Origin of the sequence: Streptomyces sp. CA-111067, assembly GCF_050956065.1 — a bacterium.
In the GTDB taxonomy this organism is placed as follows: domain Bacteria; phylum Actinomycetota; class Actinomycetes; order Streptomycetales; family Streptomycetaceae; genus Actinacidiphila.
In genome coordinates this window covers 8,265,513-8,280,061 of sequence record NZ_CP192103.1, presented here as the reverse complement: position 1 = coordinate 8,280,061, position 14,549 = coordinate 8,265,513, and the positions used below count along the sequence as shown (strand labels likewise).

General features: G+C 74.1%; 12 protein-coding genes and 1 pseudogene. 6 read left to right on the top strand and 7 right to left on the bottom strand.

The window, feature by feature from the left end; all coding sequences use genetic code 11:
- Positions 1 to 199 precede the first annotated feature (199 nt).
- Positions 200 to 1,366: a glycosyltransferase gene (locus ACQPW6_RS36570; protein ID WP_433894776.1), complete on the top strand. Its 1,167-nt coding sequence runs from the start codon at positions 200 to 202 to the stop codon at positions 1,364 to 1,366.
- 46 nt (positions 1,367 to 1,412) lie between these two features.
- Here ACQPW6_RS36570 and ACQPW6_RS36565 read toward each other — a convergent pair whose 3' ends face one another.
- Complete coding sequence (locus tag ACQPW6_RS36565; protein WP_433894029.1) at positions 1,413 to 2,510, bottom strand: Tellurium resistance; 1,098 nt, start codon at positions 2,508 to 2,510, stop codon at positions 1,413 to 1,415.
- A gap of 195 nt (positions 2,511 to 2,705) precedes the next feature.
- On the opposite strand from ACQPW6_RS36565, the gene ACQPW6_RS36560 reads away from it, so the two are divergent.
- The 5 genes from ACQPW6_RS36560 (at position 2,706) to ACQPW6_RS36540 (ending at position 8,416) form a co-directional block, all read left to right on the top strand.
- The gene (locus tag ACQPW6_RS36560) at positions 2,706 to 3,299 is read left to right on the top strand and encodes a DUF6643 family protein (protein ID WP_433894028.1); all 594 of its coding nucleotides are present in this window, start codon (positions 2,706 to 2,708) and stop codon (positions 3,297 to 3,299) included.
- Positions 3,300 to 3,401: 102 nt separating this feature from the next.
- The gene (locus tag ACQPW6_RS36555; protein WP_433894027.1) at positions 3,402 to 4,229 is read left to right on the top strand and encodes an MOSC domain-containing protein; all 828 of its coding nucleotides are present in this window, start codon (positions 3,402 to 3,404) and stop codon (positions 4,227 to 4,229) included.
- A 98-nt stretch (positions 4,230 to 4,327) separates the two neighbouring features.
- Positions 4,328 to 4,942, top strand: a complete 615-nt coding sequence (locus ACQPW6_RS36550) for an Rv1733c family protein (RefSeq protein WP_433894026.1) — start codon at positions 4,328 to 4,330, stop codon at positions 4,940 to 4,942.
- Between the two features lie 117 nt (positions 4,943 to 5,059).
- Positions 5,060 to 7,456 carry a right-handed parallel beta-helix repeat-containing protein gene (locus ACQPW6_RS36545; RefSeq protein ID WP_433894025.1) on the top strand — a complete coding sequence of 799 codons (2,397 nt, stop codon included), beginning with the start codon at positions 5,060 to 5,062 and terminating at the stop codon, positions 7,454 to 7,456.
- A 123-nt stretch (positions 7,457 to 7,579) separates the two neighbouring features.
- Entirely contained in the window at positions 7,580 to 8,416 is an 837-nt protein-coding gene (locus ACQPW6_RS36540) for a DeoR/GlpR family DNA-binding transcription regulator (RefSeq protein WP_433894024.1), read from the top strand.
- A 42-nt stretch (positions 8,417 to 8,458) separates the two neighbouring features.
- On the opposite strand, the gene ACQPW6_RS36535 is transcribed toward ACQPW6_RS36540, so the two are convergent.
- From ACQPW6_RS36535 to ACQPW6_RS36510, 6 genes and pseudogenes are all read right to left on the bottom strand, one after another.
- Positions 8,459 to 8,866 carry a hypothetical protein gene (locus tag ACQPW6_RS36535; protein ID WP_433894023.1) on the bottom strand — a complete coding sequence of 136 codons (408 nt, stop codon included), beginning with the start codon at positions 8,864 to 8,866 and terminating at the stop codon, positions 8,459 to 8,461.
- Positions 8,867 to 9,012: 146 nt separating this feature from the next.
- Positions 9,013 to 10,326: pseudogene (locus ACQPW6_RS36530) on the bottom strand (FAD-dependent monooxygenase); the annotation flags it as partial.
- 53 nt (positions 10,327 to 10,379) lie between these two features.
- On the bottom strand, positions 10,380 to 11,783 hold the full coding sequence (locus ACQPW6_RS36525; protein ID WP_433894022.1) for a hypothetical protein: 1,404 nt from the start codon (positions 11,781 to 11,783) through the stop codon (positions 10,380 to 10,382).
- 194 nt (positions 11,784 to 11,977) lie between these two features.
- Positions 11,978 to 12,670, bottom strand: a complete 693-nt coding sequence (locus ACQPW6_RS36520) for a cytochrome b/b6 domain-containing protein (RefSeq protein ID WP_433894021.1) — start codon at positions 12,668 to 12,670, stop codon at positions 11,978 to 11,980.
- Positions 12,654 to 13,517 (bottom strand): molybdopterin-dependent oxidoreductase, encoded by an 864-nt coding sequence (locus ACQPW6_RS36515; protein ID WP_433894020.1) that lies wholly within the window; start codon positions 13,515 to 13,517, stop codon positions 12,654 to 12,656. Before ACQPW6_RS36515 ends, ACQPW6_RS36520 begins: the two co-directional genes overlap by 17 nt.
- Before the next feature lie 131 nt (positions 13,518 to 13,648).
- Complete coding sequence (locus ACQPW6_RS36510; RefSeq protein WP_433894019.1) at positions 13,649 to 14,467, bottom strand: alpha/beta fold hydrolase; 819 nt, start codon at positions 14,465 to 14,467, stop codon at positions 13,649 to 13,651.
- Between the last annotated feature and the right edge of the window lie 82 nt (positions 14,468 to 14,549).

The window sequence follows — 14,549 nt, the reverse complement described above, 5'->3', positions numbered from 1 at the left end:
CCCGCGCCCCTCACGGGGCCCACGCCACCGGGCCAGAACCAGCGCGACCCGAAGGGGCGCGGGGAACTGCGCGACAAGCCAGCACGGCGGGCAAGCCGGGGGCGCGACCGCGACCGGGCAGGCGGAGCCGAGGAGCGGCGCGCCGGGGTGCTGGGGCGGCTCGCCGCAGGCGTGGTGCAGACTGCCGCGGGTGATGGTGATGACGGTGATCGCGGCAGCGTCCCTGCTGGCCTGGGTATGGCTCCTCCTCGGACAAGGCGGCTTCTGGCGCACCGACACCCGGCTCCCGCCCCGCGAGACCCCGCCCCACTGGCCGAGCGTGGCAATCGTCGTCCCGGCCAGGGACGAAGCCGAGGTGCTCGGCCTGAGCCTGCCCTCGCTGCTCGCCCAGGACTACCCCGGCCGGGCCGAGATCTTCCTCGTCGACGACGGAAGCACCGACGGCACCGCCACCGTCGCCCGCGACCTGCACACCCGCTTCGGCGGCCTGCCGCTGACCGTGACCTCGCCCGGCGAGCCCCCCTCCGGCTGGACGGGCAAGCTGTGGGCCGTCAAGCACGGCATCGCCCTGGCCCGCGAACGCACGGACGCCGACTTCCTGCTGCTGACCGACGCCGACATCGCCCACCGCCCGGACAGCCTGCGCGAACTCGCAGCCGCGGCCGAGTCCGCGAACCTGGACATGGTCTCGCTGATGGCCAGGCTGCGCGTGGAGACCGGCTGGGAGCGCCTCATCGTCCCCGCGTTCGTGTACTTCTTCGCCCAGCTCTACCCGTTCCGCTGGATCAACCGCCCGCGCTCCCGCACCGCCGCCGCGGCCGGCGGCTGCGTCCTGCTGCGCTCCTCGGCCGCCACCGCGGCCGACGTGCCGGACTCCATCCGCCAGTCGGTGATCGACGACGTGGCGCTGGCCCGCGCCGTGCGGCGCTCCGGCGGCCGGATCTGGCTCGGCCTGGCCGACCGGGTGGACAGCGTCCGCCCCTACCCCGACCTGGCCGAGCTGTGGCGGATGGTGTCCCGCAGCGCGTACGCCCAACTGCGGCACAATCCGGCCGTGCTGGCGGGCACGGTGCTCGGCCTCGCGCTGATCTACCTGGTGCCGCCGGTCGCCGCGGTCGGCGGAGCCGTGGCCGGCGCCTGGCCGCTGTGCGCGCTGGGCGCGGCGGCCTGGCTGGTGATGGCGGGCACGTACCTGCCGATGCTGCGCTACTACGGGCAGCCGCTGCTGCTGGCGCCCACGCTGCCGTACACCGCCGCGCTCTACCTGCTGATGACCGTGGACTCGGCGGTCCAGCACTACCGGGGCCGGGGCGCGGCCTGGAAGGGCCGCACCTACGCCCGTCCTGACGCCTCCGCGCAGGAGTGACGCCCGCGCGAAAGGGCCGAACGCCCCGCCGCCCGGCGGCCGTTGCTCACTTGCCGACCGGTGTCCACTGCAACCCCCAGCCGTAGGCGTAGTCCACCATCCGCTGCGGGCTCACGCCCTGCCGCGGCGCCAGGAAGACGGCCTCACGGCGGGCCACCAGGCCGGCGCCGTCCCGGATGAGCAGGGCCAGCGCGCAGGCGGTGGACTCGACCGCGCACTCGCCGGTGCTGAAGTCCACCGGCGGCCCGTGCTCGGACCGCAGGGTGACGGCGGCCCGCATGCCCGCGAAGCTGCGGGCGCGCTCGTAGACGGCGGCGAAGACCAGCACGCGGCGGAAGTGCGCGCCGCGCCCCAGGTCGAGGGCGACGGTGGCGCCCGCTCCCCCGGAGCCGGCCCCGTCCAGCCGGATGAACGGCGGCCGGTCGAGCGACCCGTAGCCACCGCCGAGCGACTGGACGACTCCCTTGCTGCCGTCGGACAGTTCGAAGAGCGCGCACAGATCGAAGCCGGGCCGGGACTCCCCCGGGCCGGCCAGCCCGACGCCGACCCGCAGCGTGCCGGAGAGAGCCCCGCCGGACCCGGGCAGCGGCACCGCGGGCGCCGCCTCGGTCAGCGTGACGGGTCCGGGGGCGCTCCCCGGCGGCGCGGCGGCGGGCTCCGCCGTCCGCGGCTCCGAGGCGGCGGGGAACTCCGGCAGCCACACCGGCTGGTAGACCGGCTCGGGCACCGTCGAGAACCACCAGCCGCCGCCGCGCCTGACGCACTCGCCGACCACGTACTGCGACTCGCCGGCCGCCGCCTCCCAGTCGGCCCCGGCGCCCGCCTCCACCCCGTGCACCCGGACCCACAGCCCGGGCACCCGGCCGAGCGGGCCGCCCTCCGTGCGGGCGATCAACCGCACGCTCCTGACGGCACTTTCGAGTGATCCGAGATCGACCGTGAGGGCGTCCACCAGTTCGCCGCCATCACCCTCCGGGCGCGCGCCGCGGGGCGCCGCGGCGACCGTCCGCACGGCGGCCGACCGTCCGGCGAGCAGCACCGCCCGCACCTCCGCCCGCGGCACCCCGGAGCCGGCCCGCCGGCCGAACTCCAGCCGGAGTACGGAGTCCGATAGCCGGACGCCCCCGCCCTCGCGCAGCGTCATCGAATCCCCCTCCCCCAGCGAATCGAGACCGCTGGTAACCCCCCGGACGCACGGCTTTTACCTGATCACACCACGCCACGCTGACCGGTTTCCGGGGATTCGCTCATATTGGGGACTTGCCGTCACACAGCGCACCGCAAACAACCCGCTAATCGGTCTCCCCAACGACCACATCGTGGGCTTAACTTATGGCTCATGACCACCCCCCGCGGTTCGTACGGTGGCGGCTACGGCGGCTACTCCCCTTCTTTCTCGTCCTTCCCGGACACCCCGATCTACGACAGCCTCGTCGCCGAGCGCGGCACACCGCAGATCGCCCCCATCCGCGTGCCGTCCCCGTACTCCCCGTACGAGACCGGGGGCTACGGCAACGGTGGTTACGCCGGCAGCAACCTGCCCGCGCTGCCCGCCCTTCCGGCGCTGCCCTCGGGGCCGTCCGCCCCCTCGCAGTACGCCCAGCCGCAGCCGCAGCAGGCCATGCAGCCCGCGATGCACAACGGCTACCCGACGGGCGGCTACCAGCAGCAGCAGCCGACCGCGTACATCCCGCAGCAGGCAGCGGCGCCGCGCGGCGGCGGCTACCAGAACGGCTACGGCAACGGCGGCGGCTACCCGGCCCAGCCGCCGCAGCCGTCCCCGTCGGGCTACGAGACACCGCGCCCGATGGCGCCCCGCCCGGTCCCGCCGCGGCAGGTCCCCGGCGGCCACCAGGAGGACCAGTACCCGCGCCGCAACCTCGGGCTCGGCGTGCCTCCGGCCCAGCAGGGCGGCGGCTACTACCAGGGCTGACACCAGCACTGACCGCGCGAAGCGGCGGCGGAGAGGGCAGGCGGAAGCGCCTGGCAGACGGCTTGCGGGGGACACGCGGGCGCCAGCTGGCAGGATGGTGGCATGACCACGCCCCGACTCAGCGCGCTGCACCTCTATCCCGTCAAGTCGCTGCGCGGGATCGCACTGCCGGAAGCGGTCGTGGAGCCGTGGGGGCTCGCCCATGACCGCCGCTGGATGCTGGTCGACTCCCGCACGCTGCGGGCGGTGACCCAGCGGGAGCAGCCGCGGATGGCACTGCTGCGGGCCCGACCCTCGGGGGGTGGCGGCCTGCGGCTGTCCGCGCCCGGTCGCGAACCGCTGGAGGTGGCCGTGCCGGCGCCTGGAGCGCTGGAGACCGTGCGGCTCTTCTCGCACAAGATCGAGGTGCTGCCTGCGGGCGAGCCGGCGGACGGCTGGTTCTCCGGGCTCCTCGGCACGCCGGTGCGGCTGATGCACATGGACGACCCGGCGGTACGCCGACCGGTGGACCCGGACTACGCGCAGCCGGGTGACACGGTCAGTCTCGCCGACGGGTTTCCGCTGATGGTGACCACCACGGGATCCCTCGCCGCGCTCAACTCGCTGATCGCCGACGGCGACCGGCCGCAGGAGGGCCCGCTGCCGATGGACAGGTTCCGGCCGAACGCGGTGATCGACGGCACCGCCGCCTGGGCGGAGGACAGCTGGCGCCGGGTGCGGATAGGCACGGTGGAATTCCGGGTGCCCAAACCCTGCGCGCGCTGCGTGATCACCACCACCGACCAGTCCAGCGCGGCCCGCGGCAAGGAGCCGCTGCGCACCCTCGGCAGGCACCGCCGGTTCGGCGACGGCCTGCTTTTCGGCCAGAATCTGATCCCCGAGCGATCCGGAACCCTGCGGGTGGGCGATCCGTTGATCGTGGTGGAGTAACGCATCGGTGCGTCACCCTCGCGACCTCCACGGCGTGAATCCACACGCATGAGTCGCGCCGTTTGCGGTAGTTGAACGGGTGTGAAGGGGGTGGCCCCATGGGTCGTCGCAAAGGGCGCAGGAAGCTCGGCTGGCAGTTGCGGCGCAATCCGCTGCGCCGCCGTTCCGACGTCGTGCAGACGTGTGTCGGGCTGCTGACCGCCGTCCTGGTCTGCCTCACGCCGCTGCTCGGCTGGTGGGCCGGCCAGTCGGTGGACCGCACGCTGCACCATGTGATGCGCGCCGAGCGCGCGGAACGCTTCCTGGTGCCCGCCACCGTGCTGCCGACCTCCAGAGGCTCGCGCACCACCGACACCTCGAACGCGGCGAGCAAGGCCGTCGATCCGCGCCATGGCGACCTGCTGCGCTGGACCGGGCGCGATCATGTGACGCGCACCGAGACCGTGCCGGTGGAGCTCGAGGTGTGGCAGGTCGGCACCGTCCGGGTGTGGACCGGCAAGGACGGCGAGTTGGTGGCGCCGCCGCTGGACGCGGGCACCGCCGCGACCCACTCGGTGCTCGCGGGCATGGCGGCCGGCACCGCGGCCGCCGGGCTGCTGCTGATGTCCCGCCAGATACTCCTGTGGCGGCTGATGCGCCGCAGGCTGGAGTCCTGGGAGCGCGAATGGGCCCGGGTCGGCCAGGACTGGGGCCGGGCGGGCGCGGACGGCTGAGCGGCGCGGCGGGCCCATGACCGGCCACCGGCTGGACGGCCGTCAACGACGGGCCTCCGCGCGCGCTACCTTTGATCCCCGGTCGGCCGACGCAAGAGGTGGGGGCAGAGCAGCCCGATGGCACATGGCGTGGTGCAGGTGACCAACCCGAGCAGTTCGCGGTGGCGCCGCCGCACAGGTGAGTACGAGACCCTCGCCGCCGCTCTCGAAGTGGCCGGCGACGGCGACGTGCTGGCGGTGGCCCCCGGCACCTACCGGGAGAACCTGGTCCTCGAGCACGCGGTGACGCTGCGCTGCGCCGACGGCCCCGGCACCGTACGGATCGCCCCCACGGCCGGCGTGGCGCTGACCGTACGGGCCGCCGCGGGCGTCTTCGACCTGCTGGTGGAGGGCCAGGACATCTCCGCCGCCGCGCTGGTGGTCGAGGTGGGCACGCCGGAGCTGTCCGGCCTGCGGATCAGCACCCGCTCCGCGGTCGGCATCGAGGTGCGCGACGGCGCCCGCCCCACGGTGCGGCGCTGCACGGTGGACAACCCGGCCGGGCTCGGGATCAGCGTGCTGGACGCGGCCGGCGGGGTGTTCGAGGAGTGCGAGGTGGTCGCGGCCGGCCAGAGCGGCATCTCGGTACGCGGCGGGGCCACCCCGCGGCTCGAACGCTGCCGGGTGCACCACACCACCGGCGCCGGCCTGTCGGTGGCCGGTGAGAACAGCTCCCTTGAGGCCATCGGCTGCGAGGTGTTCGAGATCCAGGGCACCGGAGTGCAGGTGTCACAGCGCGGCAGCGGGCACTTCACCGACTGCCAGGTGCACCGGACCACCGGCGACGGGGTGTCGCTGGACACCGACGCCGTACTGGCGCTCGCCGACTGCGACATCCATGACATCCCGGAGAACGCGGTGGACCTGCGGGCCCGCTCGGTGCTGACGCTGACCCGCTGCACGATCCGCCGCTTCGGCCGCAACGGGCTGTCGGTGTGGGACCCGGGCACCAGGGCGGACGCCAACCAGAGCGAGATCCACGACAGCACCGGCGACTACCCCGCGGTGTGGGTGAGCGACGGCGCGGTGGCCATACTGGACGCCTGCCGCGTCCACGACGTGCCGGACGCCCTGTTCGTCCTCGACCGCGGCTCCCGCGCCGACGTGGTGGACACCGACTTCTCGCAGATCCGCAACACCGCGGTCTCGGTCAGCGACGGCGCCAACGTCCAGCTGGACGACTGCCGGATCCGGGAGGCGGCCACCGGCGCCTGGTTCCGCGACCACGGCAGCGGCGGCACCCTGGCCCAGGTCACCATCGACGACACGGCGACCGGGGTGATCGTCACCAAGGGCGCCGACCCGGCCCTCGAACGCTGCACCGTGACCAACTCCGCCGAGTCGGGGATCTACGTCTCGGCGGAGGGCCGCGGCACGTTCACCTCGTGCCGGGTGACCGGCAGCCGCGGCTACGGCTTCCACATCATCGACGGCTGCCGGTCCACGCTGACCCGCTGCCGTACCGAGCGCTGTGCCCGCGGCGGCTACGAGTTCGCCGCGCCGGGCCCGGTCACCGAGGAGTGCACCAGCGACCAGACCGCGGCGGTGCCCGAGCCCGTACCGGTCGCCGTACCGGCTCACCAGCAGGCCGCGACACCCTCGTTCGGGCTGCTCGGCGGGGTGCCGGAGCAGCGGCCCGAGCAGCCCCCCGCGGCGGCGCCCAGCCGGGAGAGCGACGCGGTGCTGGGCGACCTGGACGCGCTGGTCGGCCTGGAGAGCGTCAAGCGCGAGGTGCGCACCCTGATCGACATGATCGAGGTGGGCCGCCGCCGGCAGAAGGCCGGCCTCAAGGCGCCCTCGCCGCGCCGGCACCTGGTCTTCACCGGCTCCCCCGGCACCGGCAAGACCACGGTGGCCCGGCTGTACGGCGAGATCCTGGCATCGCTCGACGTGCTGGAGCGCGGCCATCTGATCGAGGTGGCCCGGGTGGACCTGGTGGGCGAGCACATCGGCTCCACCGCGATCCGCACCCAGGAGGCGTTCGAGCGGGCCCGCGGCGGGGTGCTGTTCATCGACGAGGCCTACGCGCTGGCGCCCGAGGACGCCGGCCGGGACTTCGGCCGGGAGGCCATCGACACGCTGGTGAAGCTCATGGAGGACCACCGGGACGCGGTGGTGGTGATCGTGGCCGGCTACACCGCGGAGATGGAGCGCTTCCTCGCCTCCAACCCCGGGGTCGCGTCCCGATTCTCGCGGACCATCACCTTCGGCGACTACTCGGCCGACGAGCTGCTGCACATCGTCCGCTCGCAGGCCACCGAGCACGAGTACCAGCTCAGCGAGGACACCGGCGAGGCGCTGCTGAAGTACTTCACCGCGCTGCCCAAGGGCCCGGCGTTCGGCAACGGAAGGGCGGCCCGGCAGACCTTCGAGGCGATGGTGGAACGGCACGCGGTGCGGCTCGCCCAGGTGGCCGAGCCCACCCACGAGGAGCTGCAGCTGCTCTACCCTGACGACCTGCCGGAACTGCCCTGAGCCGACCGGCCTGGCGGTCGACGGTCATCAGGCGTACACCTGTGGCCATCACCGTGGAAGGATGTCCGCACCGTGCCGGTAACCGGCGGTGCGGAAAACGAGACGGACGGGACGGGGTCACGGGTGAGCGACAACCAGAACCTCCTCGCGGAGCAGCGGCGGGCTCTGATCCTCGATGAGGTACGGCGGCGCGGCGGCGTCCGCGTCAACGAACTGACCCGGCGGCTGAACGTCTCCGACATGACGGTACGGCGCGACCTGGACGCACTCGCCCGGCAGGGCGTGGTGGAGAAGGTGCACGGCGGCGCGGTGCCGGTGGTGGAGGCGAGCAGCCACGAGCCGGGCTTCGAGGCGAAGTCGGGGCTGGAGCTGGGCGCGAAGGAGGCCATCGCACGGGCCGCGGCGGAACTGGTGCCACCCGGCAGCGCCATCGCGCTGGCCGGCGGCACCACCGCCTTCGCACTGGCCCACCATCTGCTCGAAGTGCCGGATCTGACGGTGGTGACCAACTCGGTACGGGTCGCGGACGTCTTCCAGTCCGGGCAGCGGCGGCCGACCGCCGGCCACGGCGAGGCCTCGGCCACCGTGGTGATCACCGGCGGGGTGCGCACCCCCTCGGAGACCCTGGTCGGGCCGGTCGCGGACCGGGCGATCCAGTCACTGCACTTCGACCTGCTGTTCCTCGGCGTGCACGGCATCTCCGTGGAGGCGGGCCTGTCCACGCCGAACCTGGCGGAGGCCGAGACCAACCGGCAGTTCGTCCGCTCGGCGCGCCGGGTGGTGGTGATCGCCGACCACACCAAGTGGGGCACGGTGGGCCTGAGTTCGTTCGCCAGCCTGGAGGACGTGGACACCCTGGTCACCGACGCCGGGATCCCCGAGGTGCTGCGGGCGGAGATCGCCGAGCACCTGTCCGGGCTGATCGTGGCGGGCGAGCCGGTGGACACCGCGGAGGGCTGACCGTCCGGCGGGCGCGCCCGGTGTCAACGGTGGCGCACGGTGTCAGTGGGTGGTCAGCCAGGTCCAGATCTGCCCCGGCGACAGGGCCACCACCAGCAGCACGGCGACCAGGACGACACAGACGACGGCCGCCGTCCGGCGGCCCCGGCGCTCCCCGTATCCGGCCGGGATGGTGGGGCCGGTGCGCCAGGGACGGTCGGAGGCGGGCGGCCGGGCCTTCGGGGCCCGCCGGCCGGGCGCCCGGCGGGCGGTGGGCCCGCGCCTGGCGTTCGCCGCCGCAGCCCGTTCCTCCTGCTCGCGCAGCCGCCTGGCCACGATGCGGGCGCGGGCGGACGGCTCCTTGGGCGCGCTGAGCCTGATGGCCCGCTCCGAGTCTTGGGCGAACTGCTCCCACACGTCATCGGGCAGCGACGGCTCGCCCTCGGATGCGGGCGGGAATTCGGTGGTCACGGGCGCGTCTCGTCTCGTCCAGGCGTGGCCGGGGCAACGAGTCGTTCGCGCGGCGCCCCCCACAGGCGAACCAATCTTCTCCTTCACTTCTACCTCCCGACCCCGCGAACCCACAAGTCCGCACCGGGCGCCCGCGGCGGACCGCGTCAGCCGCGGTGCAGGCTGCGGGCGACGGCGGCCTCCAGGGCGGCGCCGCCGGCCTGGGCGGCGCTGTCGGCGGCCCAGCACACGTAGCCGTCGGGACGGATCAGCAGGACGGCGGCGCCCAGGTCGTCGTCCGAGGTGCCGCGGACGAGGTCGATCCGGGCGGGCAGCCGGAGGCCGGCCGGGACGGCGGCGGCCAGATCGAGCAGCACCGCGTGCCCCGAAGCGAACAGCGCCGAGAGCCGGACCGGTCCTGCCGCGGTGACCAGGCCGGCGTCCGGCAGGCGGCGGCCGGTGAGCGGATGGCCGCCGGGCAGCGGGTAGCTCAGCGAGAGGCCGGACATCAGCCCCGCCAGGTGCCGGTTGGTGTCGGGCAGCCGCATCAGGTCGACGAAGATGTCCCGCAGCGCGGCCACGTCCTCGCTCGGCCGCGGGTCCGCCAGCACCCGCTGCGCCGACGTGTGGTGCAGCACCTGGGCGCCGACCGGGTGCCGTTCGGCGTGGTAGCTGTCCAGCAGGCCGTCGGGGGCCCGGTCCTGGAGGGTCGCGGCCAGTTTCCAGCCGAGGTTGAACGCGTCCTGGATGCCGAGGTTGAGGCCCTGGCCGCCCAGCGGGGGGTGGATGTGCGCCGCGTCGCCCGCGAAGAGCACCCGGCCCGCCCGGTAGTGCTCCAGCTGGCGGGTGGCGTCGCTGAACCGGGATGAGTTCTCCACGGCGGCCAGGGTGGTCCCGTCGCCGTACACCGCGTGCAGCGCGGCGCTGATCTCCTCGGGGGCGATCTCCGCGGGGTCCTCGGGGGTGTCCGGGCCGCCGGCGCCGGGGCCGTCCGCGCCGCCGGCCGTCGTGCCCGCCGGGTCGCTGCGCCCGAAGGTGAGCCGGTAGCGGTCGCCGCCGAGCGGGACCAGCATCGCCCAGTAGCCGTCCGCGTGGCGGGTCAGCGTGCTCATGTGCCCGATCTCCCGGGGCACCAGCGCTGACACGGCCGACAGGCGGACGTCGGCCAGCACCGCCTGACGGGTCCCGGACCGGCCGGGAAACGGCAGCCCGAGCAGCTTCCGTACGGTGCTGTGGCCGCCGTCGCATGCCACCAGGTAGCGCGCCCGCACCCGCAGGGACCCGGCCGTCACGACCACCCCTTCATCGTCCTGCTCGACTCCCGAGACGGCGGCGCCGCGCAGGATCCGGCCGCCGGCGGCGGTCATCCGCTCCTCCAGCACCTCCTCGACGCCCCACTGGGCGACGGCGAGCGGCACAGGGTGCGCGGTCCGCCACGGCGTTCAGTCCAGGGAGACGGGCAGGGCGGCGAAGTGCCCGCCGTCCCGGGTGACTCGCGGCCGACCGGGTCGCGGGCGCTCCGGCCGCGGGCCGGTCAGCGGTATTCGGCGAACCGCGGCCGTACCGCCAGGAGCACCAGCACCGCCGACACACCCAGGGCGCCCGCCGGCAGTGCGGGCCACTGGTCGAGGGAGTCGCGCGCGTCGGCGGCGTGGGCGGTGAAGTCGTCGAGCTGCCGGCCGGCCAGCGCGTCCAGCGTGGTGGCGAAGTCCCAGAAGTCGAAGGCCACATCGCCGCGGGTGACCGAGGTGAGCACCTCGGCGGCCTCGGCGGTCCTGCCCTGGGCCTGGAGCTCGCGCAGCCGCTTGTCGTCGGCGCGGAAGTGGCCGAAGCGGGTGAGCACGTCGGCGTAACCGGGGCGTTCGGCCGCGGTGGCGTAGCCGTCCGGCGACAGCAGGCTCTGGAGCTGCTCGATCAGGCCGTTGAACGCGGCGGTGTCGGCGGCGCTGTAGTCGGCGCCGTGCACGAACCAGCGGCTCTCGCTGGCCGCGGCCTGCGCCGCCACCGCCCGCGCCTCCGCGAGCCGGGTCCAGGGCCGCAGGCCGTCGTTGCCCGCGCTGGACACCGAGCCGGCGGTGCCGCCGAAGGCCAGCGCCCCCGCCAGGCCGATGGCGAGGGTGGCCGCGGTCGCGACCAGCAGCCCCGGGGTGAGCAGCCGCCGGTAGTCACGGGCCAGCTGCCACTGCCACCAGACCAGGAAGAGCAGGGCGAGCAGGCCGATCAGTCCGATGGCCAGCGCCCAGCGCACCGCGCCGTCGTGCGCGGTGGACTGCCGGTCGGCCGCCTGCTGCTGGTAGGCGGACGCCAGCCTGTCGGCGGCCGGCAGCAGCTCGTCGTGCATGACCTCGCCGGCCTGGACGTTCATGGACACCGCGACCCTCGGCGGCTGTCCGACGATCTGGTTCGGGTTCTGCTCGGCGACATAGGCGGCGCGTCCGCTGAGGTCGTCGTAGCGGCCGAGCCCGTCGAGCAGCGCGCTGACCCGCGCCTGCTGCGAGGTGTCGCCGGCCAGCTGTCGCAGCAGATCGCTGACCTGGGCGCGCCGTTGCTGCGCGGTGAGCAGCGCGTTCAGCTGGTTGCCGACGAGCACCAGCGGGTCGGCCGCGGACACTCCGGGGGCCAGCGTGTCGGCGCGCTGCGCGTCAAGGTCGGCGAGCGCGAAGCGCAACTGGGCCGCCGCGGCGGCGCGTTGGGCGACGGTGTCACGCAACTGGACGGTGTCGCGCCTGACCCCGATCGCGCCGGCCACGGTGAGCGCGCACAGCACCGCGATCAGCACCAGCGCCGCCACCATCCGGGTGCCGAGCCGTCGCGGCCCGCCGCCGGACCGGCGGATCCACCGCCTGGGCGGCCGGTACTCCTCCGGCCGCGGTGCCGGCGCGGCCGGCGGTTCCTGGCTGCTCTGCGTCGCCGGCCTCGTCACCTGAGACGTCGTCATACCAGGACGCTAGGTGCGGCCTGCGGCCTCCCGGTGGCCCGTTGACGACCGCGGGATGTCCTGCCCGTAACAGAGCGGCCACGAAAGGCGGGCAGGAACGTACGAGAGGCCGGAACGAGGGGCGCGGGCGAAAAGCGGGCAGGCCGGGCGAACGCCGCGGGTGCGCCCCGATACGGCGTGTCCGCCCCGCGCTGTCAACCGCGCGGTGCCTGCCGCGTGTCGCGCTCCGGCCGGTCCGACCCGGCCCGCGGCTGCTCCTCGTCCGGCTCCCACAGCGGGTGCTCGTCACGCACCCACCAGCGGGGTACGTAGCCGGTGCGCAGGCCGCGGCGGGCCTCCGGGTCCTTGGTGGCGAACCAGACGTGGCCGGTGATCACCGCGGCGAAGATCAGGGCGAGCCAGTCGTGGACGAAGGTGGAGCCGGTCCGCCACACCAGCGGGCTGAGCCGCGGGAACCACATCAGCACCCCGGTGCCCGCCATGATCAGCACAGAGCCGACGGCGAAGGACGCGAACAACTTCTGGCCGGCGTTGAACTTGCCGGCCAGGGTGGGTTCGCGGCGCCGCGCGCGCAGCGCCACCCGCAGCCAGCGCCAGTCGTGCGGGAAGAACCGGCCCAGCCGCCCGGCGTCGGCGCGGAACGCCCGGGAGGCCACGCCGAGGACGACCGGCGCCGGGATCGCGATGCCCGACCACTCGTGGACGGTGACCACCAGCCGCCGCCGGCCGACGATCTCGGCCAGCGGCGGGAAGTACAGGCAGGCGCCGGTGAACACGCAGACGCCCATCAGCCAGGTCACCGAGCGGTGCACCCAGGTCTCGGCCCGGGTGAAGCGGCGGAAACCGACGACCGCCCTGGAGTCCTGGAGGTCATGAAGTCGGTTCATCATCGCGGCCGTTCGACTTGCCGACCCACCCGTCCACGTCATAGCCGTAGTGCTCCCAGTAGCCGGGTTGGACGTCCTTGGTGACCTCGATGCCGGAGAGCCACTTGGCGGACTTGTAGAAGTACATCGGCGCGGCGTAGAGCCGTACCGGGCCGCCGTGCGCGGCGGTGACCGGCTTGTCGTTCATGGTGAGCGCCACCAGCATGTCGCTGCGGCGGGCCTGGTCCATGGTGAGGCTCTCGGTGTAGACCCCGTCGAAGCAGGTGAACCGGATCGCCTTGCCCTCCGCCTTGACGCCGGCGGCGTCGAGCAGGGTGGACAGCCGCACGCCGGAGAAAGCGGTCTTGGGCACCCGCCAGCCCGTCACGCACTGCACGTCGCGCACCAGCCGGGTCTGCGGCAGCGACCGAAGGTCGGAGAGCTTGAAGCCGGCCGGCTTGTCCACCAGGCCGCTGATGTTCAGCCGGTAGTCGGCCTCGCCGCGGTGCGGGATGGAGTTGGAGACCGAGTAGAAGCGGAATCCGCCGCCGCCCGGCAGCAGTCCGGTGACTCCGGTGGGGTCCTTGGCGCTGACCGAGGCCAGTATCGAGTCGATCCGGTTCTGCATCTCGCCGCCGAAGGCCACTCCGGCGGCGCCGAGGCCGAGCATGCCGATGATCATCCGGCGGCCCACCGGGCTGCCGCGGTCGGGCGTGTCGAGCCGGTGCCTGGCGGGCCCCGGCGTGTCGGAGTCGCCCGGCGGGCGCCCGGATTCGGCGCGCCGGGATCGGTCGGGGTCCGGCCTGTCGGGCTCGGGCACCGCGATGGGTGCCGGCCTCCTCGTGGGCGCCGGCCTGCGGTCTTCCATGTACCGATTCGAGCACGTACGGGGCCCGCTGACCAGAGCCGGCCGGCCGCCGTCAGACTTTCGTCATAACCTCACAGGTTTCGCAGCGGCGCGGGTCGCTCCGGCCGAACGCGGCTCACGGCTGTACGGGCTCACCGGCGCGCGGGTTCGGCGCCGGCGTCGGACACGTCGGCCAGCAGTCCGGCCAGCGCGCGGTTGAAGTCGGCAGGACGCTCCAGGTTCGGCAGATGCCCGGCGCCCTCGATCACGGCCAGCCGCGCCCCCGGGATCCGCTCGAAGAGGAACCGCGCGTCGGAGACGGGCGTGAAGGTGTCGTCCCGGCCGACCACCACCAGCGTCGGCACCGCGATGCCGGGCAACGTGCCGGTGTAGTCCGGGCGTTCGGCCCGCCCGCGCAGCGCGGCGGCGGCGCCCTCGGGCGGCGCGGCCAGCATCATGCCCAGGACGTGCGCGGCGACCTCCGGCAGTGCCTCGACGTTGGCAGGCGCGATCATGGAGTCGAGCACGTCGTGCGCGTAGCCGGCCATGCCCTCGCGGAGCAGCAGGTCGGCCCGGTCGTTGCGCTCCTTGCGGCCCTGCTCGGTCTCGCCCTGCGCGAAGGTGTCGGCGAGCACCAGCCCGCTGACCCGGCCGGGGAACAGCCGGTGGAACTCCAGCACGATCTGGCCGCCCATGGACAGCCCGCACAAGGTGGCCCGTTCGACGCCGAGATGGTCGAGCAGCGCGGCGAGATCGCGGGCGAAGGTGTCGAGCGGCGTGATGCCGGGGACGACCGTGGTCTCGCCGTAGCCGCGCAGGTCGGGGGCGATCACCCGGTGCCCGGGGACGGCCGGCGGCTGGGGCCGCCACATGGTGCGGTCGAAGGGGTGGCCGTGGACGAGCAGCAGCGCGTCGCCCTCCCCCGTGTCGTCGTACCCCACCGTGATGCCGTTGACGAATGCGGTGCTCACCTGCGTGTTCCCCCTCTTGGCCGGTCTCGGTCCGATGCTAGGCGGGAACCGTGGTGAGTGCAATGATGGAATTGATCTCGGT